Here is a 25,762-nt window from a genome sequence, read left to right on the forward strand (position 1 = left end):
CAAGTTGGGCTCTGCTTACCAACGTCGCATCAGGGCGCCGCTGACGAAGGCTGGGGCAGTCGTGCGTCCATCTGGGTCAGCTGTTTTTGAAGCTGGGCAAGCATCGCTGCGGTTCGCTGCGGATCCACTTGGCAAAGGTCACGTTGTTCTGACAGGTCCGAGGGCAGATGAAACAGTTCGCATCGATCGTCCTCCCAATAGTGCAGCAACTTGTAGTCACCACGTCTGATTGCCGAGACGGGCCGAGTCTGACTGGTCACAAAGTCGTCCACTCCGATGCTTTGGGGCGCACGTTTAAAACCCTTCTCCGGATGATAGTACGGGAAGTGCCACACGATTTCACGTGCTTCGATTTCCGTCTGGCCGTCAAACGTGGGTGAAATATCGACACCGTCGGTTGGAACGGGGTCGCCACCTGCCAACTTCACAAAGGTCGGCATCAGGTCGTATCCAACCACAGGTGTCTGGCAGATTTGCCGAGGCGGGATTCGACCCTGCCAGCGGGCGATCATCGGCACACGGACTCCGCCCTCGTAAAGGTTCCATTTCGATCCACGCAGCGGGCCATTGGCGGCATACTCGGGATGCCCACCGTTGTCCGACATGAATACGACCAACGTGTCCTCCGACGCACCGGACTGCTGCAAGGCGTCTAGGATTCGCCCGACGTGATGATCCAGCGTTTGCACAAACGCGCCGTACTGAATGCGTTCATCACGCCGCACCGCATCCGGTGGAATCTGTTTCTGCAACCGATCCACGATCCACTGGCATGGCGTGTGGACAGGCGTATGGACGTAAAACTCGGAAACCATCAGAAAGAATGGCTTCGATTTCGGCTTCGACAAATAGTCACAGACCCGATCGACCATCGAATCCGATGGAAACTGCCCCGGTGCAGTGATGGCGTCGGGCACACGTTTCGACCGTCCACTGCCATAGGAATACGGATGGGCCCCAAAGTCTTCTTCGGCGAATTCGAATCCTTGTTGACGAGGCCCGTGGGTCGGGCTCCACCCCAGATAACGTTGATGGTGTCTGCTGACGTGCCATTTACCAAAGAACGCCGTCGCGTAACCCGACTGACTGATCTGTTCGGCGATCGTCGTCTCTTCCAGTGGCAGGTCCAACGTGAATGGAGGTGCGATCAGCGGGGTATCGGCATCCAAGACTTGGTAGCCGGGCTTGTCCTTGGTAACAAATTCGAAGTTCAATCGAGCGGTCGTCTTTCCCGTCAGAATGCTGGCTCGCGAAGCCGAACAAATCGGTGCCGGTGCGTACGCTTGGGTGTACTGCATCCCTTCGCCAGCAAGTTGATCGATATGCGGCGTTTGATGCCACGGATGACCGTAACATCCCAGATCCGACCAGCCTAAATCATCGACCAGAATCAAAACGATATTCGGCTCTCTGGCCGCCGTGCCGGTCCCGCACATCACACCGACCGCCAAGACCGCGGCGATCCCAAGACAATTCAGCCGCATCCAACCATCGTTCATCGTATCGTTCCTTCCTCTGTCATCGCTGACATGTCCAAGTTTGCCTCTAAGGTTTCCGTCAATTGATCGACAACGGATTGGTTCGCCGGATCATCCACCACGTTCTGTCGTTCCTGAGAATTCGTGCGAAAATCGTACAGCTCGGTTGCGACGACTTTGCGTGGATCGTCCACATCACGCCACTGGGTCAATCGCCAACCCGGGGTACGCATCGAAAACCCCCATGCTTTCCAATTGCTGGGCGAACCATAAAACGGCTGCTGGTGCCGAGTCAGCGCGAACGGTTTCACCGATTGGTCGGGGTCTCGCAACATCGGAACCAAGCTGATGCCATCCAGCGTGGATGGAAGACCAGCGTGCAAACCGGCAAGATCCGCTAGTGTCGGGTACAGATCGACCAGTTCACAAATGCCGCGAGCGTGACGTCCGTGATTGGATTCCAACCCAGGCGCCGACACAATCAGCGGCACGCGCGCGTCCAGTTCGAAATTGGTCGTCTTCCCCCACAACGAATGTTCGCCGATGTGGAATCCGTGATCGGATACGAACGCCACGATCGTGTTGTCCGCATGCGGGCTGCTGTGCAGTGCCGTTAGAACCTTTCCGATCTGCGCGTCCATGAAGCTGATCGATGCATAGTAGCCATGGCGCAGATGTCGCACATCGGAATCGGTCAAAGTTCTCTGGTGCTTCAACCGCCCATATCCGAAAAGTTCTTTCGATTCGTGCAGAGCAATTGGTGGCGCGTCGATGGGCGCCGCAATCGGATCAGGCCCCGGAATTTCGTCAGCCTGGTACAGGTCCCAATATCGCTTGGGGGCAACAAAGGGAAGGTGCGGTCGCCAAAAACCAACGGCCAAAAAGAACGGCTCGGAATCAATCGATCGGTCGCTGATCACTGCGGCCGCGATGTCGCCAATCCGTCCGTCGCGATAAGCGGTGTCCGGCACCGACAACGATTCAGTCACGGGCGATTTCATGGCCAACTTGGAAAGGTCGGCCGCCTGACTGCGATAGACCGTATCGTCGGCATGAGTTCCGCGGTGCAATTGTTCGTCCGTGGACCATGAGCGACGGTCCTGCGTGTCCCCCATGTTGTGAAACACTTTCCCCACGTCTTGGCAAAAGTATCCAGCATTTTTGAAGTACTGAGGCAAGGTGATCAGCTGATCGCCATCGGGCGCCGTGTCGCGAAAATACTTGCGCAGATCGTCGACACCAACTTTTCCTGGACGCAGACCGGTCAGGAAGGACGAACGTGATGGGTTGCACACGGCTTGTTGGCAATAGGCACGATCAAAGGTGACGCCGCGGGCGGCCAAACCGTCCAGGTGAGGCGTCTTCGCGACGGGGTCCCCGTAGGGTCCGATCGCGGTGTTCAGATCATCCGCAATGATAAAGATGACGTTGGGGCGGCCAGCATCGCGACGCGGCGCATCTTCGGACCGCGCCGAAGACCATCCCAGAACCAACACCCACGTTAATATCCATCCAACACGATTCATGGATTCGATCCTTTCGTTTGGTCCTGCAGTCGCTGCAAACGATTTTCTAGCTGTGTGCTTAGCTTCGCGATGGCAGTTTGAATGTGCGGTCTAGGATCGGAGATCAAGTTGACGGATTCATCGGGGTCGGATCGCAGATCAAAAAATTCATCACGTCCTTCGTTCGCCCGATCGCGAATCAATTTGTAGTCCGGCGTCCGAAAGCAAACCATATCCGCCTGGGCATAGTGGACCATGTGGTACTCGGCAAACAGGTCATTGTCCCAATCCGCCGGCGGTCCGTCGGTCATCAGCGAAGTCAAATCGCGGCCCGGCAATTCCAACCCAGCGGGCATCGGCGATTTTGCCATCGCCACCAGAGTCGGAAACCAATCCAGACAGGTCGCTGTGGATTCGATCGTCGTGCCAGGCTGGACCACGCCCGGCCAACGGACGATGGCCGGCACGCGCAGCGATAGGTCGTACATATTCGGTCGATACTTGTCGGAAATCACACGGGTCCCATGATGAATCGGTCCCGGCGGACGTTTCTTGGTTGCCCAAATGCCGTTGCCTTTGTGTTCGATGCCGTTGTGTCCCATGTTGTATCCATGGTCCGACGTAAAGATCACGACGGTGCGATCGGCGATCCCTAACGTGTCCAGCAGTCCTAGGATGCGGCCTAGATTACGGTCAACGCCGCTAGTGCTGGCCAGATATTCACGCATCCGTCTTTTCGTTCTTTGGACATCCAGTCCGGGGTAGTCGGGCAGTTCCGGGTCCATCGACTCGTACGGCGCCCAGTCCTCCGGTGCAACGGGAAGCCACGCCCCGTGCGGCGCTCGCGTGTGCCAGCACAACAGGAACGGGTCCTCTTGTCCGCTGGCCTTTTCGATAAAGTCAATCGCATGATCGGCCAAGATATCGGTCGTCAGTCCACGGTGTCGGGAAACAACCCCGTCGACCTCTAGCACCGGATCCTTGGGCGACGTGCCGCCCGATGGTAGCCCCATGAAGTAATCGAAACCAAGCTGAGTGGGGTGGAATCGCTGGTTACCAGGCAACGTCCAATCCCCGACATGCATCTTCCCAACCAGACCCGTGTGATAGCCGCTGTCCTGCAACACTTCTGCAAACGACGTGCATCGATCGGGATCCAATCCAACTTGGTGATCGGGGTCAAACAGTTTGTGATCCGTCGAGGGAATGAAGTCGGTGACGCCGAACTGGCTGGCGTAGTGACCGGTCAACATCGCGACCCGCGCAGGGCTGCAGACGGGGGTCACGGTAAAGAAGTTCCGAAATCGGACTCCTTCCTTCGCCAACCGATCCATGTGCGGAGTCATCGCCGCTGGTACGTAGTCGAACCACCCATCAGCGACCGAGTTCCCCATCGCCCAGGGGGCCTGATCGTCGGTACATATAAACAGAATATTCGGGCGTTGGTCAGGGCCGGACGATCCCGGGTCGCTCGGACTTTGGCCTACGACAGGCAACGCTGCCGATAAAAACAGCCAAGCATATATCCAACGCACGGCACTACTCCGGAACGGGGGTCAAAACGGGGAACACAAGGGAGGCGTCCGTCTGCGACGACTCGGGGCGTCGTCTGGATGACTTCACGGTCGGGTGATCGGTCAACGAACAACCTGGTCGCTGGAAACACAGGTGGCGAATCGCCAACTGGCGATCTGATTCCAACGCGATCATTGGGGTGGGACCTACCATCATAGACGCAGAAACGGCGACGTGGGCAGCCGGGCGCATTCGTTGGCATATCGATTGCACTCGTACTAGGGCTAACCGGAAGACACGAAATCAACCCTTCGAAAAAGCCAACCTCAAGACGGAGCCAACGAACGATGGACAAGAATGAAAAACTGATTGACCTGATGAGCGATTTCAGCACTGCGATGCTGGTCACGCGTAGCAGCGACGGTGCATTGGACGCACGACCGATGGCAGTCGCCGAGGTAGAGGACAATGGATGCATTTGGTTCGTCACCGATCGCAACTCGGGCAAGGTCGCCGACCTGATGTTGGACGACGAGGTCGCAATCACGATGCAATCGTCCACCCAATTTGCAACGGTCTCGGGACGTGCCGAAGCAGTCGATGACCAGGAAAAGGTCAAAGAGCTGTGGTCCGAGGCTTGGAAAGTTTGGTTTCCCGAGGGCAAGAACGATCCCTCGATCCTGCTGTTGAAGATTCAAGTCGAACGCGGTGAATACTGGGACCAATCAGGTTTCCGCGGCGTCAAGTATCTGTTGCAGGCCGGTAAGGCGTACCTGCAAGGCGATCGCCCCGAGAAGGATGAATCGATCAACGCCACCGTCAATATGAACAACTGATTCGCAGAATGACGTCAACGTGGGGATAGGTTGGCGGCTATTTTCCCGGCAACGTCCAGACGGGATCGAAGTCGTCCCCCAAACGTGCCTGGATCACCCGCATCAGCAATAATTTGGCGGGACCGTCATCGGGGCGATCCAACAATAGGCGAGCCAATAGACGCTGGGCTCGCGATAGATCCTTGGATTCGAATGCGACCAGGGCTTGTTCGTAGGCGACGCTGCTGGCGTCCATCGGCAGCGCGTCACAGACGGCCAGTTCATACAGGTCGACGGGGTCGTGAATGTTGTGAACCTTCACGCTGCAGATGCGGCGTCCCCGCATCCGAGCGTCGATGCGTCTTGCCGTGCTCTGTGCAATCAGGACGGGGCTGCGCAGGTACTTCGTCGCGCCCTGGACTCGACTCGCCATATTGACCGTGTGCCCATGGGGGCCGTACTTGACCCGGTGGGTCGATCCCGTATTGCCAACGACTGCTAGCCCCGAATTGATGCCGATACCGATTCGCGTGTCGGTGCCAATGCGGGGATGCCATCTGGCACTCAATTGTTTCAGAGCCGAATTGATCGACATCGCGCAGTAGCATGCTTCGCTAGCGTGTTGCGGCGACGCGATCGGTGCGCCCCACATCGCCATGATTTCGTCACCCACGTAATCGACGATCGTGCCCCCGTGATCCAGGATGATCCCGCTTAGCTCGTTCATGACATCGCGTATCCAGGCAATGGTTTGCACCGGGCCAATCCGGTCGCTGGTGCTGCTGAACCCTCGCACATCGCAAACCATCACCGACACATCGGCGGGGCTGGGTGTTTCCAACAGGTTCTTATCTTTCAGGACTTCGGCCAAGACATCTCGCGGCAGGTATTTGCCCAACTGCGACAGGTGGCTGTTAGCGCGTCGCAGACTTGCTCGGATCCTGGAATACAATAGTTTTTCATCGACCGGTCGAAAGATGCAATCGTCTGCACCGTTGTCGATGCATTCGGCTCCCGCGTTCGTCTCGTCCGCCCCGGCGACCACGATCACGGACGGCTCACCGCTGGTGGGCGATTGACGAATCTGGTGAATCAGATCGGACGCCGTGATCCCTTCGATACGGATATCGATCAGACAGACATCGAACGGTTGTTGTTGAAGCAAACCGATCGCGGTCTGGGGACTTGAACAGCTAACGATACGCTCGCTGAATCGCCCTAGCTTCTTCTCCAGTTCCAATCGAAATCGATCGTCGGCAGCCACCACCAACACCAGCGGGCAATCCGAATCGATCGGTTCTTCACGCAGGTCTTCGATGACGGACATGATCTTCGTGTCATCATCGCGATTGCAGAACGCTTCCATCCGTTGACCTATGACATGTGCGATCGATTCGTGGGGCACATCGGTGCGAATGATGTCGAAGCAGGTTTCCAGATGGCGGCACATATTCGAGTGCAGCGAGATCGCAGCAGCGTCGTGCGACTTGACGGTGGCTTCAAGCAACTGGCACGATTGTTCGCGCGGCGCCACCAGCAATGATTCCAACCATTGTTTGGACGATTGCCGTGCGTGCGGACCATCGTTCGCGTCTCGAACCCGTTCGCATGCCGCTTCGGTCTGCGAACGGATTTCGACAACCCGGTCCAACACGTCGTTATCAGCAGTACTGCGTCCCGATCGCAAACGCAGAACCAGTTGGTCCAGAGTCGACAACACGACTGCTAGTTGTCGACCAAGTTGGTCACGAACTGCCGGGCGTTTGATCGCAGAACTACCCGATTGGGCCGGACTTACATTGTTGGCACGCATCGACACTTTCCGCCTTTTTACAAGCACACCCAATCACAAGAAGCTGGATCGAGACTAGCTTTAGTCAGAATTGACCAGATTGGCAGAGCCCGCTGATTGCGTTGACGGCAAGGATCGCATGTCTGCCTATCTAAGAAGGGACATTGCGTCGCCTGGATGTCACGGATCCTGGACGCGAAACGTCAAGACCGGGCCAAATTCGCAGTCTGGTCAGGGGATTGGCCGCACGTCAATTTCGGCGGCAAGCACGATTGGCGTTCGCCCTTATCGCGTGGTCGATTCCAGCTTCGAACGTTTTCGTTGCCGACCGGCGGCAGCCATCGCGCCGGCCACGATCGCGGCTCCCGAATAGGCTACCCCGGAAAGCCGTACCTGATTGGGCTGGGCGATCGGGTCGACCAACGATCCTTGTTCCGCAGCGATGGCGGCAAGGATGGCATCACGAACCTGATTCGGTTGCGGATCGACATTCGTGTCCTGAACTAAATTGACGCGGCGATGCAGACCGACCGTGGCCTCTAGAACCACGTCCACCATGGACGGGCTGACCTCTTGCAAACTGGATGGCAAATCCTGATTGCAGTGAACGTCGTCGATCAGGCCAGTCGAATTCCCGAACCAGCTTGCGATCGCAGAGTCGATGGAGTCCTGCTTGTTTTCGTCGGTGGGATCGCCGGATTGCCGCGTCGCTTCGCGAATCCGCTGCAGCGATGCACGATCGATCTGCCACGGCAGTTCATCGGACGGGGTCTCTTGAAGATTGTGCTGATAGGGCGAAAGCGGAACGATTTCGATCGTCCCCCCGTCGGATTCGATCGACTGGTCCAGCGTCCTATCGGACATCGCCGCGTAGGGAATTGTTTCCGAGTTTGCGATGGCGTTGGGTACGGCCTGCTGGGTTGCCACGTCCAACGCCGAAACCGCCCCTCTCCCGACGCCATCGACTTGGACAGCCGCCGCACTCTGGACATTCAAGTCCGTGCCGTTTTCCGCACGGCGGTTTTGCGTGACGAGTTCGTCCGAACCTGCATCCGACAAGGATTGATCCGAACCGACAACATGATCAGCAGCGTCTAGGTTGGATCGCGGATTGGCCGCGGCCTGGCTGCCCACCGATGAATTCGTTGACGTCGAGTTTGCGGGCGGCGAATTCGTCGACGACTGACTGGTTGGCGACAGGGCAGGGGGCAACGGAGTGAAGATCAGACCGACCAATGTCTGCTGTTGCGGGTTTGCATCTTGACGCATCTGGCCACGTGCCGGATGCCGCATGCCGTTTTGTGCCCCGCCCAGCGATTGACGGTAATTGAGTTGACCATGGTCTTGGGGTCCGCTGTCCGGTGCACTGCCGGTCGGCGAACCGCCCATCCGCAACTGGTCCATCGGGGACCGATCAAATCGCAGTTGATCGGCCAGCGTCTGTACCTGCAATTGCGATGTGCCGCTGGTGGCGACAGCAACAGCTTGGGAAATGCTTTGATCCATGCACAGCACGTCTGGATGATCCGCCACCGTGGACTGCGAAAGGACATCGCCCGCCAACATGCAGCGGGATTCAAGCTGTTCCAACAACAGGACTCTTGATTCGCCAAGATCGATCATGATGCTACCCTGGTGCGGTTCGTGCTTGCTTTGCCAACGGAGTCGTAGTTTTCCTGATGCTTTTTCAGATACTCGCGATAACGTTTCACTTCGGGCGCCTGTCGAACCGCAACCGATTGATAGTCAATCGCGTCCTGGTAGGCTTTCACGGCGGCCGGGTAATTCCCCAGTTGTTGGTTCAGGAATCCGAGGTTGTTCGACAGACTTCCAAACAGACTTTGAGTTTCGGCGTCGTTTTCGAATTGAGTAGCGAGCGGCCGACCCAACTCCATCGCGTTGTCGAAGGCATGACGAGCTTCCGATAGTTTTCCCACCTTGGAAAGCGACAAACCAAGATGGTTGTAGCTGAGCACCAGATCGCGGCGGTACGTCGGTTGGTCAGGCCATCGGGCCAGCAGTTGCTTTCCGATTTCGATCGACCGCTGGAAGGTCTCGATCGCAGCGGCGCCTTGGTTCGCGGCCGACTGTGCAGCCCCCAAAGTGTTTAGCGTCACGATCGTTTGGGTGGCCAGTTTGGCGTTCCCGCGATCGGATTGCAGTGCATCCAACTGCCCACCCAGAGCTTGCTGGGCGTACTGGACGGCGCGGTGGGGAGACTTCGTCGTCAACAATCCGCCCAAGTTGGCTTGGACGGCAGCCAGTTGTTGCTGGGTTGGTAGATTCGCGGCGAACGGGTTGGCGGTCAGCAGCCCGATCGATTCCAAGTAAGCCTGTTCCGCTTCGTCGTCAGCCCCCGACTGCGACAGCAACAACCCAAGGTTATTCAAGGTGGTCGCTATCGCAACATGGGCGTTCCGTTTGCCCGCTTGGTCGGTGGAACGCTCGGCGACATCGCGTTGGGTTGCGATAGCGCGAGCAAAGCTGCGGGCGGCGTCTTCCAGTTTGCCGGTTCGCACCAATGCTTGGGCCAGATTATTCTGGCTGGTTGACCAATCCAAACGCTGGGCATCGGTTGCCGATGGCAGGCCGGCCAGTTCAGCATAGATCGACTCGCTGCGAGTCAGCGAATCGATTGCCTTGTCCGATTCACCAAGTTCCGACTGCAGTGCCCCGATCTTGGCCAACGTGATCGCCAGGTCGGATCGCATTTTAGGATGGCCGTCCACTTCGGCGGCAAATTGTTCGTAGTAGTCAAGCGTTTCGATCAACAGTTGCCGGCGTACCGATTCGGCAGCGGGAATGTCAGAAAGCAGTTCCGCCATTTGCGACCCCAGTCGGTCAACGGCATCGCGTGCACGCGTTTCGCCACGAATCGCACGCGCGGCGTATTCATCCGAAAAACGTTTTGCCACTGCCAGTTTGGTGTTCACGATCACTAGCCCAACGACGCTGATGGTGACGATGGCCGCCATGCTTAACACAGCGTGACGGTGCTTGGATGCAAAGCGGCTGATCCGATCGACGACTGTGGGAGGACGTGCGATCGTCGGCTCGCCAGCCAATACTCGCGTCAAATCAGCGGCAAAGTCTTCGGCGGTTTCGTAGCGGCTTTCACGATTTTTGGCCATTGCTTTGGCGACCACCGTTTCTAGATCGCGCGGCAGGTCCGGTCGAATCGCGCACAGGGAAACGACCTCTTGCTGGTCGATGTTTTTCAGGATGGTCGGTGCGTCGTCACCGTCGTAGGCATGCCGCAGCGTCAGCATCTCGTACAGAGTCGCGGCAAGGGAATAGACGTCCGACCGGCCATCGATCAACGCGGATTGGCCGCGAGCCTGTTCAGGACTCATGTAACGCATGGTGCCGATGACGTCGCCCGATCGCGTCAACGAAACATCCGATTGGCACCGGGCCAACCCAAAATCGGTGACCCAAATTTTGCCGTCACGGTCCAACATCAAATTCGATGGCTTGATATCACGATGGACAACACCGCTTTCGTGTGCGACCTGCAGGGCACCGGCGACATCGATCGACCAACGAATGACCTGGTGCCAATCACCTTGCTTGGAGGATCCAGATTGCGATGAACCTTTGGTAGCAGGCGGCGGATCATCGGCGCGATGTTGAATCCAAGCATCCATCGACTCACCATCGACAAACTGCATCGCGTAGTAGTGAACACCTCGCTGGCTGCCGACGCTGTAGACCGGCACGATATTGGGATGTTGCAGCAGTCCGGCGGCGTGCGCTTCGTTCTTGAAACGTGCGATCTGGCGGGCATCCAACAGGGAAGCCAGCGGCAACAGTTTGATAGCCACTCGTCGATCCAGCGACTTCTGACTGGCTTCGTAAACAACGCCCATTCCGCCGCGACCGATTTCACGATGCAGCGTGAAATCACCAAGCGTCGTCTGGCCGCCCACATCCGGCACATCGTTTGACGCCGGATCTTGAAAACCGACGGCAACCCCATACAACGCGTCTAACTTTTCCAGGTAAGCGTTGAACGCGTCGGCCAGATCCGGGTTCGCCTGAGTCAACTGCGCAGCGTCCAAGCGGTCGCCATTTTCAAGACCAATCAGGTACTGATCCAACAACTCGGTCAAACGAGTCTGTTGATCCTCGGTCAACCCTCGCAACAACGAGGGCTGGGATTGGCTAATGTCAATGATCGATTGATTCAGTGCTACCATCAGTTGGACTCTGCCGACGTCTTGAAACTTTCCAGCGCTCGCAACCAAAGCATCCTGACCGCACCGCAATTGCGATCCATTCGTTCGGCAATTTCGTCGAACGACAACCCTTGCAGCACACGCAGCACGATCACTTCTCGGTACTGAGGTTTCAGCTTGCCCAGCTGGTCGGCGAGAACCACCGCACCTTCACGCGCTCGCATGGGGGCGCTTGGTGATGGCCCATCGGCGGGCAACAAGCCGCCCAGATTCCACGCAGACTCCTCCAACCGGTTGCTGACCGATTCCAAGGAAACCTCGCGACGGATGTCACGTTTCTTGACACTGACGTGCTTCTTAAAACTGCGATGTAACGTGTGGATCAAAATCGTTCGCAACCAGCACAACAGTTCGCCTTGGCTGGTCCCGCGAAAATCATCAAAGTCTTGATGGGCAGCCAACATCGCCTCTTGGACGATATCCGACGGGTTCATTCGCCGGCGCAATCGACGGTCCAACTGAGTGCTGGCCAGGATGTTCAAATAGTTTCCATACCACTGCAGCAAACGCCCCAACGATTCACGGTTCCCGGCACGCGCCTCGGTCAGCAGACGCAGGAAATCATCATTGTCCCCTGACGAAGACGACGCCGACGATTCGACGGATGGATGACGGCCAGAGGAGTCGGTGGCGACCATGATGGTTCCCTTTCGAAAAGCGGTTTTAGCAACCGGTGTGCAGCCGATCCCCGGACGTCCAGCCGGCGTGTTGCTTGACCAGCGAATGGTGCTAACCAGCAAATTCGCGGGTCAATCCCGCGGGACCAAGCAGGTTTCCAGGTGAAATACCGGACTGCAAATATTGGCGGATTCAACACGCCAATATGTCTGTTGTTGCCAACGACGAACCAATCCGCCGCTGCTTTGCCATTTTTTTGAAAAGTATTGCCAGCCCCGGCAAAGACGGGCGACAACGTAACGACATCTTATCACTGATCGGTGAATGCGAGCGAATTTTGGTTCGTCATCGGGTGGTGGCCAATGCAAAGATCACTGTTTCTCGCACTCGATCGCGCCCCTGTCCCGCAGGGACGCCACCGGTCCCCCCGGATGAACAACGCGCACGCGAATGCGATGAGGCGCACAGAAAGGTGGAAAACAAGGTTCTCCACAGGAATCCGCTGTCGCCCTTTTTAAACAGGGAACATTGCGCCCTCTTTTGTCACACCGGCATGGAGAAAAAAGTTCGAGTTCGAGTTCAAGTTCAAGTTTGCAGATGGGAATACGCTTCGAAAACTTAAACTCGAACTCGAACTTAAACTCGAACGACTTCAACGGCGCGTGCCCCCCAAACGCGACCGCAACATCCGCTAGACCTCGTCATCTGGGTTATACAGAGGCATGTGGCGATAGTAGACTTCCAGGCAATACAGCGAAAAGCAGGTCGTATAGAGGCGACCGGCGTGCCGGCCCCAGGCGTCATTCTGGGGCGACCAACTGCCTCGTTCGGGCCCGCGTGTGATTTGCTGAGCCGGCACTTCGACTTTCAGACGATCGTTCCACTGTTTCCAAAGCGGCCCACCGAAGTGGTGCAACGACTGCGTCGCGTAGTACCAGTAATAAACGTCAGGTTCCCGATAGCTGATGGGATGGTTCGCAACGATCGCGCCGAGACCTTCCCGCATCCCCGGCAGGTTGCGATCGCTGCCCATGTACTGACGGCACAGCAATCCTTCGGCTGTCATCGAAGGTGACGCGGCATCGCCAACCATGTAAGAAAATCCGGAGGCGTAATAGTCGTTGACGCGGCTTGCGCTGACCGAATCCAAGTACCCCGCCACCCTGTGCCAGACGTAGGGATCTACTTCCAGCCCGGCGACTTGGCCGCTTTGCAGCCCCATCACGAACCAGCCAGTCACCGACGTATCGCTATCGAACCGCGGCCGATATCGCCAACCGCCTTGCGGGGATTGGGCAGCGACCGCAAAGTCGCATGACGCTTGTGCGAAGGGCCGAATCCAGGAATCGCCCGTCATCGCATACAGTTCGCACAGCGCGATCGTGGCCTGTGCTTGTGCGTACATTTTCTCGTGATCGATCGCCTGTCCCGCCATGAAACCATCGCGTCCCTGTTGCTTCACCAACCATCGAACCGCCTGCCAAAGTTCCTTCTTGTACTGACCGCCACGATGGGTACTGCCGGCCCCCATGAAGGCCAGCATCGCCATCGAAGTGGCGCTGACCTTGTTTTCATTTCGACCACCATCGGCATAAGGTCCCCGCAGGCTCCAACTGCCATCGCCAAGCTGTTGACGCTGGATCCATTTCAGGCCCAACGATACCGCGTCCTCCGTCGTTTTCGTGCCGCCTGCCTGCTTCAGCAGCCTTTGTTTCATCGCCCCCGTTCGACCAGCAAACATATTGCTAGGCAGCACCGACAACTTGGTCACCGCACCGCTCAGCAGCGGGCCATCGAACAACGGTGCCAAGGGATCGATCGGTGGATCCAACGAAGCAATCCGGATGCTCGACTCGATCCGATCGGGTTCCAAGGACAGATCCAAATCCACCGGTAGTTCTTGGGACACCCCATCCAGTTCGATCGTATCGATCGAAAACTCGGTCAATTCGTTGGCAACGTTTCCGCCGTCCTGGCTGATCGTCAACACGATGCTGCCGATGCTGCCCGACTTGGTCGTGATCAACGCCAACATCAAAAGCATCAACAGATGGATGATCAAACTGACCAACCAGACCGGCATCTCCTGAATCCGCTTTTGGATGGCTCGAAAGCCAAAGCGTTGATCGATTTCAGCAAGCTCGCTTGCCGCCGGGCCGATATCCCCGGATCGGTCCACCGACCGCGACGATGGCTGGTTCGGCTGTTGATCCCGCCAACGCTGCTGCAATGTCGGTCGCCCTGCTGCTGAACCGAGCAACGGAGAGGGAGGGGCGGGCGGCATCAACATGCCGGAGTGAGAGGATGCGAGCACTGAACCGACCTGGTTGAAATGAAAAGAAAGCTCTACGCGCCGCCAACCACATGCCCTGATCAACGCTGGCCGTGATCGAAAGGCGAGATCCTGATGCCGCGGGGCCGGGCATCGCGGCATCGCGCCGGGGTTTGTCGATTGAGTGAGCCGTGATCGCGTGAGCGGCCGGGAATCCCCCCAATGCCCGTGGCTTCACGGCCAGTGGCTATCCATTGCCGCTGCAACGGATTGCTACGGCGAGACGACCGAAGTCAGCGAGTACCGGTTCTGGGACGCTGGCTCGGACACACCATCACGCTCGGCAAGCCGTGCGGCAATGCGATCGGCACGTGCTGCACGCTTTGCTTCGGCGCGTGCAAGTCGCATGGGACGCACACGTTCTTCGTACGCGATCCTGGACAACCGCTGGCGCTCAGCATTCTGGTACCCGATGGCGAGCCCCTGATTTTGGATCTGAGCGGCGCGCTGCTGGTACTGCTGGGCCATCAGGCTGATCGACGACGGATAGCTCGACGACTGGGAATTCGACACCAATGGGTTGGACGAATACGGCAGACTGGAATTCAACGCCATCGTACTGCCGGTCGACGGTCCGCCACCGCCGCCCCCCCGACTACACTGGGCCGCCGCCTGGTCCACGGATCCCAACAACATCGACGCCATGCCGGCGGCCAAAAACAAGCCAGTTCGATTTCCAATCACAACATTATCTCCACACGTACAGAACAGTGAACCGCAACGGATGGCCGACAAACCGCCGGCCACTGTCCTAACAGGGAACAGCCTGGGATCGGCGCCACGAAAAAAACGAACAAACCGCCGATGCGGTCCCCCGGGTGGGACAGCAAACCGGGTATCGCATGGGTGAGTCACCCTCGGCCGGTTCGGGTACCATGGTCAGCCATGGTCAGCCATGGACATCCATGACGATTGAGCGGATGCGTTTGCCGGTGCCCCCCAACGTGACGTCAGAGGTGAGCTTTGAATTTCCAACCACGACGATTCCTACGTTCCAAAGCCGCCTGGGTAATTTGGCTGGCTGCGCTAGCCAGTCCCGTGGTCTGGGACGCAGTGACGTGCGGACAGACAGCTTGGGGACAGCCCCCCGTCGACCGCAACTTGCCCGCGTTCTCCGGCAACAACGGTTTCGGTGCCGAGGGTTTTGGCGCCCAAACACCGGGCGGCCGTGGTGGTCAGGTCATCGCCGTCACCAACCTTGCCGACAGCGGACCAGGTAGTTTCCGGGCCGCGTGCGAAGCGCAGGGTCCGCGAACGATTGTGTTCCGAACCGGCGGAACGATCACGGTCCAATCCACCATCTTCATCCGACATCCGCTGATCACGATTGCAGGGCAAACCGCGCCGGGCGATGGCATCCTGTTGAAGGCGGATCCCAACTTTGATGGGCCTGTTCTGCAGATCGGAACACACGATGTGATCGTTCGCGGCATACGCATTCGACGCGGCCCCACCGCAACGAAAGGCTGCTGTGGCGACGGGCTAAGCATTACCGGCGCACGCAACCCACCGCACCATGTTGTCATCGATCACTGTTCGATCAGTTGGTCGACCGACGAAAACGTCGAGTCATGGTATGCGTCCCACGACATCACGATTCAGTGGTGCATCATTTCCGAGGCGCTTCATCACAGCAGCCACGAAAAAGGGCCTCACAGCAAAGGAGTCATCCTAGGTGCGGATGTTCGCCGCGTGTCGTTCCACCACAACCTGTTGGCCCACAACGTTGCCCGTAACCCATTGGTTTCCAACGACGATGGCCCCAATCATGTTGTCAACAATCTGGTCTACAACTGGATGTACTTTGGTGCCGAGTTTCAGAAAGCCATGCCCAACCCACCGAGGGTGAATCTGATCGGAAACGTGTTCCGCCCAGGCCCCGATACGCGCACGGTAAGGTACGAGGTGACCCTGTCAAACTATCCCAAGGAACCCCTGTTTTATCTGCAGGACAATCTTGGACATCACCGGACTGCGAGCGAGGAAAACGAATGGGCATTGATCGGTGATGGTTCCAATGGACTCGGCGACGACTGGATGCGGGTCCCTGCGTCGGACCAGATCCAAAGACTGGAACCCTGGCCGGATTCACCGATTCCGATCTCCGTCGATTCATCCGATCAAGTGGCCGAGCGAGTGCTGTCCAACGCGGGCGCGACCATGCCGCATCGTGACAGCGTGGACACGCGAGTGATCAACGAGGTCCGAAACGGAACCGGCAAGTGCATCGATGACCCATCCGATGTCGGTGGCTGGCCAACGATTCGCCCAGGCGTACCTGCGATGGACACCGACCACGACGGCATGCCCGACGACTGGGAAACCAAGCACGGCCTGAACCCCGCCGACCCGTCCGACCGAAACGACACGAACCTCAGCAAAGCCGGATACACCAACCTAGAAACCTATCTAAACGGCCTGTTCAACGATCAACCGTAATGGGATTCGACAGAATTCCTGCCCCGTAATGGCAGCGGAAGAAGGGGACTTCTGGCGAAGTCCACGACGGGTGGTTCAGCGGGGTGGCCATTTCCAACCGTATTGGTTCAGCAGGTTGGAATCCTGGATGACAGTCTCGCCCATGCGTTTTTCCAATCGAATGGGGGCACAGATTTCGTCCGCTTCCAACTCTCGGACCAACGCTTGGCTGTGGCTGACAACAATCACCTGACTATTCTCGGCGGCTAGCTTGATCAGACGCCCCAGCGCAGGGATCAGATCGGGGTGCAAACTATTCTCGGGTTCGTTCAGCACCATCAACTCAGGCGGTCGCGGAGTCAGCAGCGCCGCTAGTAGCAACAGGAACCGCAACGTGCCATCCGACAATTCAGACGCGGTCAGGTCACGCAACATACCGGGCTGTCGCAGCCCCAACTGCAACCCGGCATCGTTGCGGTGGATGCGAATCTGGGAACCTGGGAAAGCATCGGCGACCGCGCGATCGAGTCCTTGGTGGTCACCGATTTCGCGGATCGTTTGCAGCGCCGCCGCAAGATCGACACCATCGCCCGACATGACTGGCGTGAACGTGGATGCCGAAGCGCGACGGGCTGGTGATTCCATGTCCGTCCGAAAGGAATCATAGAATCGCCATGACCGAAGCGATTCTCGCATCACGATCAACTCAGGTGCTTTGAACGGATCGGAATACTCCGCCAGCATGCTGGACTGCCGCGCCATTGGCAAATCGATGTCCTGCCACTTGCCCTTCGCACCGCGACAACGCAGCGTCGCAGATCGCCGATCCGCACACAGCGTCGGGGCATCCATGGCGGCCCCCCGCCACAAACACTCTCGTTTCATCTCGGGGTCACCATCGAACATCGACCCGGACGGTGTGGGCAGACCAAGATCGAAGCAATAGCTATGGGGATCGGCCGCGAACCCGAGGCGGAGACTAACGGGATGTCGGCGCAGCGTCCCTTGGACCGGCATTTCGCCACTGACCATTTCGCTGGTCAAAACCTCGGGCCCAGCCCAAAGGACAGAATCGAATCCGCCTTCGCATGCCAGCGAATGGACCAGTCGTCCGTCCGCCGCGTCGGCGATCAAACGCAGCGCCCGATAGAAGTTCGACTTTCCCGATCCGTTGGCCCCCGTCACCACGTTTAACTGTTCCAACCGCAAGAACATCGACCGGATCGATCGGTAACCGGCAATGGCGATGCGTTGGATCACGTGGAATCCGTTGGGTTCTAGAATTACGGCGGGATTGGAAACGGCCCACAAGCCATCCGTTGACCATCCATCAACCGACGCCCCTCAGATGCCCAAGCACTGCCGAATGAACCTAGGCGGATTCCAATCGAGTGGATTGACTGTGCTGACCCACCAACCGGTAGCGACCACCACCGGGGCCCGAGAGCGATTGCAGGTGGGTCCGGCGGATCATTTGCAGGCTGAATCGATGGGGGTCATCAACACGGTATTCGAACTGATGATCGGCGTTGGTTCCAGCGGCACGCAGTCGTCGCGTTAATTCGGGCGACAAGGGGCGCGAACAACTTTCCGCCCGCGCGGCCACGATGGTCGGATCCTCGCTGATCTGCAGCAACCGCTGCAGATCTTCGAGTCGCAGTTCAGCATCGGATTCCTGGATAAACACCAAGTCCCCGACCGCACGTTCCAAACCTGTTTGACCGGCTGCTTCCATCCCGCGTGGGCGGTTGTGACGCATCACCCGGACTCTTGGATAGCGGATGCAGAGGTCCGCCAAGATCATGGGGGTGGCGTCGCTGCTGCCGTCATCGACGACGACAATTTCGGCGCCTTCGATTCGAAATTCAACCAGCGCCATCAACACCCGCTCGATTCTTTCGGCGATGCGATCCTGGCCGTTCCGTACCGGCAGCACGATCGATAACTTGGTGTTTGGATTCATCAAGAACGCTTTCGCGAGAAAATCGCTGCGACAGAGGGGACCGGCATCTATCAGTGCCCATCGGCGAACAAGTTCGGCGGGCATGAGCGGGACGCAGTGAAATCGGGTGCCATTGGCCATGGGCTGGGTACGGCCGTTCCGCTGGTAACGATTGCACCTACAATGCGTCGATCCACCGCTTCCTAACCTAGAAACATGCAGACCGATGAATCCCGTTCCGAACTTCAGCAAAGGCCAACCATTTGACGGCACCACCGGGGTCCTGCCGGCGATCGCCCAGGACGCCCAGACCGGCCGTGTGCTGATGATGGCATGGATGGACGAAACAGCGTGGCAGGAAACTCTGGCAACGGGCCAGGCGGTCTATTTCAGCCGCAGCCGAGGCAAATTGTGGCGCAAGGGCGAAACCAGCGGGCACCGACAAAGCGTGGTCGAAGTCCGCGTTGACTGCGACGCAGACACGATCCTGTTGCAAGTCCAACAAACCGGCGCCGCATGCCACGAAGGATTTGCCAGCTGCTTCTTTCGAGTCGTCGATCCCAACGGCACCGCCACCATCGCTGACGAACGACTGGTCGACCCGGCCACCGTGTACGGAAAAAAGTGATCGCCGCGGGCGTGGCAACAACGCCGCCGAATCCCCACTCCAACCGCCGCCGATCCCGTTACGTGTTGGCTTGACCTTTGATGGTCTTTTGGGCCACGTCCCAGGCCTTGATCAGGTGTTGGGCGTAGCCATCGGGATCTAGCAGGGGACTGTCGTCGGAAGCTTCCATTTCGACCATCCAGCCATCGCCATACGGGTCTGAATTGATCAGCGATGGGTCCGCCAACACGGCATCGTTGATCAGGGTCAGTTGACCAGGCACGGGCGCATACAAATCGCTCTCGGCTTTCTTGCTTTCGATCGATCCAATCTGCGATCGCGCCGCGATGGTCGTGGGTGCTTCGACGATCCAATCCAAAAAGTAGACATCCTGCAGCAAGCGAACCGCATAGGCGGTCAAGCCAAAACGAAATCGCTTTGGCGACACTTCGGCTGCCCACATATGGTTGGTCGCGTAACGTCGATCGCGAGGAAACGTGGCGGTGAATTCGCCCATCGCGAATTCAAAGGCATCAGCTTCGCTCACGTGTACCGCACCCCTTGATGCTCGGGCTCGAAGAACGCCGGCAACATCGAATCGACTCGCAGCAGCCCTTCGATGCTTAACCGAATTTCATCACCATCGATCGTCACCAAGCCGTCTTTGACGTAACCGTCCCAAACGTCACGCCACTGATGAACGATGTCGACACCAAACTTGTTGGTGAAGTAATCGGTCTTCAAGAACCCTCGCTTGAGCAGCAGGATCATTTCGCGGACTAGTTTCTGGTGCTCGGTCGGCACAAACCCACGGCCCAATGGCAGTTCGCCGGATTCAACCGTCCCCAGATACTTTTCCAGTTCAGCCACGTTTTGGTAATGGACACCGCTGGCGTGACCAAAGCTGGCGATCCCGGTGGCCAGCAAATCGGCTCCCTGCCACAGGTTGTCGCGATAACTAAAGTTCACCTTCGACGGGTCTTTGACGACCGTGTAGGCGCTGCTGACGGTGTATCCGTGCTTGGCGAATTCTTCGAACGCGTACTGCACCCAATCTCGCTTGGTCTGCCAGTCGGCGACGGGGCTTTCCACCTTATTGCCCAGCATGTCTTTGCTGTAGACGGTGTTGAAGGGCAATTCCATCTGATAGATCGTGACGCTTTCGGGCGACAGTTCCAACGTCTTCACGACGTTCACTTTCCAGTTTTCCCAAGTCTCGCCGACCATCCCAGAGATCAGGTCAATATTGACGTTGGGAAACTTCGCCGCGGTGATCCATTCCCAGGCATTGAAGACCTGTTTGGAAAGGTGAGCCCGGCCGTTCTCTTCCAGCAACTTGTCCGAGAAGTTCTCGATCCCCAGGCTCAATCGCGTCACGCCCAATTCGTCGCGTAGCGTCTTGACCTTGGTTTCGCTTAGCGTTCCCGGTTCGCATTCGAAGGTGACTTCTTCGGCACCATCCCAAGTGATGTGTTGGTGCAGGCGGTCGGCCAGTTTGGTCAGTTGCTTGGGCGACAGAAAGCTAGGGGTACCGCCACCGAAGTAGACAAACCGAAACGGCCGGTCCTTCATCACTTCCAACTGGCTGACCATCGAAATTTCGTTGCACAACGCATCGACGTAACGCTGCACCTCGGGGGCCTTCACGTCGGTAAAGACTTTGAAGTAGCAAAACTTGCATCGTTTGCGGCAAAACGGGATGTGCAGATACAGCCCTAGCGGGGTGTCTTCCTTGGCCTCGCTGTGAAGTGCTTCGCGGACCTCCGGCAGCCGGTCCTTGCTCCACTGACTGTAGGGTGGATAGTTCGAAATGAAGTAACTACCGACTTCTGTTTTCCCGGCTTCATTCTTTTGGGGACTGGCAGCGGAAGTCATGAATTTGCTTTGCAGGGGGAAGATGAAGGGAAGGGTGCCATGGTGGCGATTGGCAGTGCGATCGCCGCGGCTAGGTTGGCACTTGTTGCAGGTCGGGGGTGGCATTATCGGCCGTGGTCAATAGCGTGATCCAATCGTTGGCGACCGGGGAACCACCGGGGCGCGGGAAAATCAGTGTGAACCGGCGGGTCGGTCGTGTTAAGTGCGATCGACCGCTTTTGCACCGATGGGCGAACTATTTTGCCGTCGCGGCCTCTGTTTTCCCAGCAAAACATCGTACCACACCGTCTTCGTCCGCGATAAACAGCATATGGTCAGCGATCGCCGGGGCGGCCAAAAACGACCCACGGATCTCGTAACTCCATTTTTCATCGGTCCCGTCGGCCAGCGACAGCCGCACCAATCGGCCGTCGGTGGCGGCGATGAAGACGTCGTCACCGGCGATGACCGGCGAAGCGTCGGCGCGGCGGCGGAGCGTATGACGCCAAACTCGCTTTCCCGTTTCGATCGACACCGCGTCGATCTGTTTGCGTTGGCTGCTAAGGATCACCAGTTGGTCGCCGACCGCCGCGCTACTGCGATACTCTTGCGGAAAATCGTCGTCCTCATATCGCCAAAGCTGCTTGGCCGATTTCCAGTCAAAGGCGAACACGGCACCGTCCATGATCGGCAAAAAAGCTTTGCTTCCGCGAACTGCGGGGGTGCTGCCGGTCGGTCCGTCCAGCGGCAAGGGTTCACGAGCGGCTTTGCCCGTTTTTAAATCCACCATGTGCAATCGACCGTCACACCCACCCAGAAATGTCAGATCGCCGGCGATGGTGGGACTGCACCGGATCTGGTCATCGGTCGTATAGGTCCACACCGGTTTGCCGTCGGCCAGTTCAAAGCAATACAGTTTTCCGTCCTGGCTAGTGACCAGCACATGCCCGTCATGAAAGGCGGCCGAACCATTGATTTCGCCTTCGGTCGTTTGCGTCCAACGCTCTTTCCCGGTGGCCGCATCGATCGCGTACAGATTGCCGTCGATATCGCCGACCACGACGACGTCGCCCTTGCCATTGGGATCGGCGGATCCCGTTTGGTGCACCGCCGGTGACGCGATGAACCCGGTGTCATAGTTGTGACTCCAAATTTCTTTGCCGGTGGCTTGATCGATCGCGTACATTTTGCCCATCACATCGCCAAAGAAGACGCGTCCGCCCGCAACGACCGGAGTCACCTCGATGGCTTCGTCGGCTTTGAATTCCCAGCGAACCTGCAGGTCATCGGGGACGTCCATCTTGGTAGCGCCGGTTGATTCGGAATCGCCGCGTGGCATCGGCCACCCCGAGGCCGCGGGGGTCGAAACATCGCTTGCCGATCCGATCGTGGAAAAAAACATCAAGCTGCCGATGGCTAGCCCAAGCATCCACGGACTGCGGATGCGGGACCATCGCGGATCCGCCGGCGTCGTGGCCGCCCCCAATCGAGTCGAATCGACGATGACATCGGTAACAGAAAGCATGATGGGCTACTTGATTGGCGATTTGGCGGCGACTGGGACGACTTGGGGGGACAGGGCAGGTTGGCAGGACGGACGAACACACAAAAAAGACCCCCGCTCGCTAGACCCACGCGTTCTATTATAGGCTCTTTGAAACAGCGTTCTCGAGGGGTGTTGGCAATCCCCGAGTAAGTCGCGTTTGGCAACGCACGACATCCATTGAATGTCGGTTGCTGGTCGCACCCCGCAGTCAGTTCTCCAGACGATGGTTTCAGGACTGAAACGCTTCCTCAGCACCGTTCCGCGTAACAACCCACCTTCCATCCATGATTTGTGTCACTCTCGGACGCGCCCGCCACAAGCGGATGATTGCCGAACATCAGTTTCTAGTCGAACAGGGCGCCGAACTGGTCGAATTGCGACTGGATTACATCGGACGTGCCGTCAGCCTGAAACGGCTGATCGACGATCGCCCAGGACCAGTCGTGATCACGGTTCGCCGCCGCCAAGACGGTGGTCGGTGGATGAAGACCGAAGACGAACGGATGACACTGCTGCGCAGCGCCATCGCGGCCGGCGTGGACTACGTGGACATCGAAGAAGACGTCGCGGACCAAATCCCGCGGTACGGGACCACCAAACGGATCATCAGCTATCACAATTTCTCGCACACCCCCGACGATCTGTGGGACCTGCATGCCAGAATGGTCGAAAAAGATGCTGACATTGTCAAAATCGCGACCATGGCCAATTCGTTTGACGACAATCTGCGAATGATGCAGTTGGTGCGGGAATCGAAGGTTCCCACGATCGGCATTTGCATGGGCGAATCGGGCACCATCACGCGCATCATGGCCGACCGATTGGGGTCGCCATTCACCTATGCCACGTTCAGCAAGGACAAAAAGATTGCTCCTGGATTGCTGGACTGGAAAGAGATGAAAACGCTGTACCGTTACGACGAGATCACCGACGAAACGAAGTTGTTCGGCGTCGTCGCGGACCCGGTTGCGCACAGCCACAGCCCGTTGATTCACAACAAGGCGTTCGAAGAACAAAAGATCAACGCTCGGTACCTGCCGTTCCGAATCACCAAGAGCGACCTGCCGAACTTCATTCGCCACTGCAAAGAAATCGGCGTGCAGGGGCTAAGCGTCACCATCCCGCACAAAGAAGCGGCCTTGGATTACTGTTCCCAAGCCGAATCGAGTGCGACCGGGATCGGTGCGGTCAACACATTGATTTTCGACAAAAACGATGTGCTGGGCTACAACACCGATTACCGAGCCGCGATGGACTGCATCCAAGAACTGTTCAACATCGACAAAACCCGCGAACGACCGATGCAGGGGATGACGGCGTTGGTGTTGGGTGCAGGGGGCGTTTCTCGCGCGATCGCGTGGGGGCTACGACAACGACACTGCGAAGTCCTGATCGCATCGCGAACTCTGGAACGGTCACAGATTTTGGCGGCCGAACTCGGTTGCCGCGCGATCGAATGGGACCAACGTCACGACCAACGCATCCAACTGCTGGTCAACGGATCCCCGGTCGGCATGCATCCGGACGTCGACAATTCGCCTTTCAATGCAACTGCCCTGAACCAGTTCGTGGCTGTCTTTGACACCGTGTACAACCCCGAGAACACGCTGTTGATCAAGAACGCCAAACAGGCGGGATGCCGGATCATCACGGGCGTCGACATGTTCGTCCGCCAGGCGGCCTATCAATACAAACTGTTCACGGGAAACGACGCACCGATTCCCTTGATGCGGGAAACGATTAAAAAGGCCACCAACCCGGTCCAGCTGAATTGACCGATCCCCCCACCTTTTGTGGGGACCACCACCGAGAGATCTGCACCTTGGATTCCACCGAACCGGATAACTCCGAACCGACGTCCACCCCCGCGTCGACGCCGCCAAGCGATGGACAAGTCCGCGCCGAGCCGACGATGCCCGCCGGCATCCAAATCCGCCAGGCGACGCCCAGCGACGCAGCGACGATCCACGCACTGATGCGTCCCTATGTGATGCAGCGGTTGCTGCTGGCTCGCACCGAGGCCGAGGTCATTGAACTAACCCGGCACGGCTTCGTGGCGTTCCTGATGGATGGTGAACGAGAGGGTCGGCTGGTCGGTTTTTCGGCCGTTGAAATCTACAGCCCCAAATTGGCCGAACTGCAATGCCTGGCCGTCCATCACGAATACCAGGGAACCGGAGTGGGACGCGCACTGGTACGACAGTGTGTCGAAAGAGCCAAGAATCTGAACGTGATGGAAGTCATGGCGATCAGTTCATCCGAAAAATTCTTGCAGGGCTGCGGATTTGAATTCTCGCTTCCCGACCAAAAGAAAGCGTTGTTTTGTCAATTGAGACCACGCCCCAAAGAATGACCCCCGCCCCGGTCGCCCCCAACAAACGCGGTTGCCGATTCACCATCCGATCCACGCTTCTGGCAATGGCGTGGGTCGCATTGGCGCTGGCCTGTTACACAACGTTCCAGACCAACCTGCGACGCAGCCAGCAAGAACACATCTTGTACCAACGGGCCGAAACATTGGAATCGCTGCAAGAAAATGTGTACGCGATGCAGGTGCCCCGAACCGCGAATTCACAGCGTGGATTTTTGTCCGGTCGCGATCTGGACCTAGCGGATTTCAGCGGCGTCAACGTCGTCGCCGGAAGCGGTGCGTTTCAGAGCACATCGATGGTGGGCGCCAATTTCAGCGGCGCGACCATCACGGTCGGCGGGGCATCGTTTCAACACACCAAACTGGACGGTGCGGATCTTCGCGGCGCCACGATCACCGTCGGCAGTTCATCGCTACAGATCACCAGTTTCCAAGCCGCCGACCTACGCGGCGCGGTGATCGTCACGCCCGGCGGAGCCACGCTGCAGTACGCGTCGTTCCGCGATGCCGACCTCAGCAGTGCCACGATCGACTGCCAAAGCGACCTCTCATCATTCCAAGAAGTCGACATCAACGGCGTCGAATTTGCGGCTGCGGATCTGACCGGCATCCACGCCGACGGGCTTACCAGTGCCTACTTTTGGGCCCCGCCAAGCTACGACGACCGAACCAAATTCCCTGCCGATTTCGACCCTCAAAGAGCAGGCTGGAAACGACGGCCCTAGAGCTCG

General features: G+C 57.9%; 21 protein-coding genes. 7 read left to right on the forward strand and 14 right to left on the reverse strand.

Going from position 1 to position 25,762, the window contains the following annotated elements; translation table 11 throughout:
- Nucleotides 1–29: 29 nt before the first annotated feature.
- The 3 genes from K227x_RS27790 to K227x_RS27800 are packed head-to-tail and all read right to left on the reverse strand — an operon-like array spanning nucleotide 30 to nucleotide 4,518.
- Nucleotides 30–1,499 (reverse strand): sulfatase, encoded by a 1,470-nt coding sequence (locus K227x_RS27790; protein ID WP_145175761.1) that lies wholly within the window; start codon nucleotides 1,497–1,499, stop codon nucleotides 30–32.
- A complete protein-coding gene (locus tag K227x_RS27795; RefSeq protein WP_145175766.1) occupies nucleotides 1,496–3,004 on the reverse strand; it encodes a sulfatase in 1,509 nt (502 codons plus the stop codon). The genes K227x_RS27790 and K227x_RS27795 overlap by 4 nt, the downstream gene beginning before the upstream one ends.
- Nucleotides 3,001–4,518, reverse strand: a complete 1,518-nt coding sequence (locus K227x_RS27800; RefSeq protein WP_246146339.1) for a sulfatase family protein — start codon at nucleotides 4,516–4,518, stop codon at nucleotides 3,001–3,003. Before K227x_RS27800 ends, K227x_RS27795 begins: the two co-directional genes overlap by 4 nt.
- A 327-nt stretch (nucleotides 4,519–4,845) precedes the next feature.
- On the opposite strand from K227x_RS27800, the gene K227x_RS27805 reads away from it, so the two are divergent.
- A complete protein-coding gene (locus K227x_RS27805; protein ID WP_145175769.1) occupies nucleotides 4,846–5,334 on the forward strand; it encodes a pyridoxamine 5'-phosphate oxidase family protein in 489 nt (162 codons plus the stop codon).
- Between the two features lie 37 nt (nucleotides 5,335–5,371).
- Here the strand turns inward: K227x_RS27805 and K227x_RS27810 are convergent, their stop codons facing one another.
- The 4 genes from K227x_RS27810 to K227x_RS27825 all read right to left on the reverse strand — a co-directional run bounded on the left by K227x_RS27810 (nucleotide 5,372) and on the right by K227x_RS27825 (nucleotide 11,981).
- Entirely contained in the window at nucleotides 5,372–7,126 is a 1,755-nt protein-coding gene (locus K227x_RS27810) for an adenylate/guanylate cyclase domain-containing protein (RefSeq protein WP_145175772.1), read from the reverse strand.
- Nucleotides 7,127–7,390: 264 nt separating this feature from the next.
- The gene (locus tag K227x_RS27815; protein WP_145175775.1) at nucleotides 7,391–8,728 is read right to left on the reverse strand and encodes a hypothetical protein; all 1,338 of its coding nucleotides are present in this window, start codon (nucleotides 8,726–8,728) and stop codon (nucleotides 7,391–7,393) included.
- Nucleotides 8,725–11,304 carry a serine/threonine-protein kinase gene (locus K227x_RS27820; RefSeq protein WP_145175778.1) on the reverse strand — a complete coding sequence of 860 codons (2,580 nt, stop codon included), beginning with the start codon at nucleotides 11,302–11,304 and terminating at the stop codon, nucleotides 8,725–8,727. Before K227x_RS27820 ends, K227x_RS27815 begins: the two co-directional genes overlap by 4 nt.
- Entirely contained in the window at nucleotides 11,304–11,981 is a 678-nt protein-coding gene (locus K227x_RS27825; protein WP_145175781.1) for a sigma-70 family RNA polymerase sigma factor, read from the reverse strand. Before K227x_RS27825 ends, K227x_RS27820 begins: the two co-directional genes overlap by 1 nt.
- Nucleotides 11,982–12,166: 185 nt before the next feature.
- Between K227x_RS27825 and K227x_RS27830 the strand changes: the two genes are divergently transcribed.
- Entirely contained in the window at nucleotides 12,167–12,583 is a 417-nt protein-coding gene (locus K227x_RS27830) for a hypothetical protein (RefSeq protein WP_145175784.1), read from the forward strand.
- Nucleotides 12,584–12,652: 69 nt separating this feature from the next.
- On the opposite strand, the gene K227x_RS27835 is transcribed toward K227x_RS27830, so the two are convergent.
- Nucleotides 12,653–14,275, reverse strand: coding sequence for a prenyltransferase/squalene oxidase repeat-containing protein (locus K227x_RS27835; protein ID WP_246146340.1), 1,623 nt, complete (start codon nucleotides 14,273–14,275; stop codon nucleotides 12,653–12,655).
- A gap of 231 nt (nucleotides 14,276–14,506) precedes the next feature.
- Nucleotides 14,507–14,977, reverse strand: coding sequence for a hypothetical protein (locus tag K227x_RS27840; protein WP_246146341.1), 471 nt, complete (start codon nucleotides 14,975–14,977; stop codon nucleotides 14,507–14,509).
- Nucleotides 14,978–15,394: 417 nt separating this feature from the next.
- On the opposite strand from K227x_RS27840, the gene K227x_RS27845 reads away from it, so the two are divergent.
- Nucleotides 15,395–16,732: a pectate lyase family protein gene (locus tag K227x_RS27845; RefSeq protein ID WP_218933595.1), complete on the forward strand. Its 1,338-nt coding sequence runs from the start codon at nucleotides 15,395–15,397 to the stop codon at nucleotides 16,730–16,732.
- A 75-nt stretch (nucleotides 16,733–16,807) separates the two neighbouring features.
- Here K227x_RS27845 and K227x_RS27850 read toward each other — a convergent pair whose 3' ends face one another.
- Together K227x_RS27850 and K227x_RS27855 are read right to left on the reverse strand one after the other, a co-directional pair.
- Nucleotides 16,808–17,971, reverse strand: coding sequence for an AAA family ATPase (locus tag K227x_RS27850; RefSeq protein ID WP_145175790.1), 1,164 nt, complete (start codon nucleotides 17,969–17,971; stop codon nucleotides 16,808–16,810).
- 112 nt (nucleotides 17,972–18,083) lie between these two features.
- On the reverse strand, nucleotides 18,084–18,674 hold the full coding sequence (locus tag K227x_RS27855) for a glycosyltransferase family 2 protein (RefSeq protein ID WP_218933596.1): 591 nt from the start codon (nucleotides 18,672–18,674) through the stop codon (nucleotides 18,084–18,086).
- Nucleotides 18,675–18,879: 205 nt separating this feature from the next.
- Here K227x_RS27855 and hisI point away from each other — a divergent pair, with 205 nt between their 5' ends.
- Nucleotides 18,880–19,281: a phosphoribosyl-AMP cyclohydrolase gene (gene hisI / locus K227x_RS27860; protein ID WP_145175796.1), complete on the forward strand. Its 402-nt coding sequence runs from the start codon at nucleotides 18,880–18,882 to the stop codon at nucleotides 19,279–19,281.
- A 58-nt stretch (nucleotides 19,282–19,339) separates the two neighbouring features.
- Here the strand turns inward: hisI and K227x_RS27865 are convergent, their stop codons facing one another.
- The 3 genes from K227x_RS27865 to K227x_RS27875 all read right to left on the reverse strand — a co-directional run bounded on the left by K227x_RS27865 (nucleotide 19,340) and on the right by K227x_RS27875 (nucleotide 22,639).
- Entirely contained in the window at nucleotides 19,340–19,777 is a 438-nt protein-coding gene (locus K227x_RS27865; RefSeq protein WP_145178562.1) for a glycine cleavage system protein H, read from the reverse strand.
- Between the two features lie 26 nt (nucleotides 19,778–19,803).
- A complete protein-coding gene (locus K227x_RS27870) occupies nucleotides 19,804–21,135 on the reverse strand; it encodes a coproporphyrinogen-III oxidase family protein (protein ID WP_145175799.1) in 1,332 nt (443 codons plus the stop codon).
- A 235-nt stretch (nucleotides 21,136–21,370) separates the two neighbouring features.
- Entirely contained in the window at nucleotides 21,371–22,639 is a 1,269-nt protein-coding gene (locus tag K227x_RS27875; protein WP_145175802.1) for an outer membrane protein assembly factor BamB family protein, read from the reverse strand.
- Nucleotides 22,640–22,944: 305 nt separating this feature from the next.
- Here K227x_RS27875 and aroE point away from each other — a divergent pair, with 305 nt between their 5' ends.
- From aroE to K227x_RS27890, 3 genes are all read left to right on the forward strand, one after another.
- Nucleotides 22,945–24,435, forward strand: a complete 1,491-nt coding sequence (gene aroE / locus K227x_RS27880) for a shikimate dehydrogenase (RefSeq protein ID WP_145175805.1) — start codon at nucleotides 22,945–22,947, stop codon at nucleotides 24,433–24,435.
- A 137-nt stretch (nucleotides 24,436–24,572) separates the two neighbouring features.
- Nucleotides 24,573–25,013, forward strand: a complete 441-nt coding sequence (locus tag K227x_RS27885) for a GNAT family N-acetyltransferase (protein WP_145178564.1) — start codon at nucleotides 24,573–24,575, stop codon at nucleotides 25,011–25,013.
- Nucleotides 25,010–25,756 carry a pentapeptide repeat-containing protein gene (locus tag K227x_RS27890; RefSeq protein WP_145175807.1) on the forward strand — a complete coding sequence of 249 codons (747 nt, stop codon included), beginning with the start codon at nucleotides 25,010–25,012 and terminating at the stop codon, nucleotides 25,754–25,756. Before K227x_RS27885 ends, K227x_RS27890 begins: the two co-directional genes overlap by 4 nt.
- Nucleotides 25,757–25,762 lie beyond the last annotated feature (6 nt).

The sequence above is a fragment of the Rubripirellula lacrimiformis genome, from assembly GCF_007741535.1.
Classification (GTDB): domain Bacteria; phylum Planctomycetota; class Planctomycetia; order Pirellulales; family Pirellulaceae; genus Rubripirellula; species Rubripirellula lacrimiformis.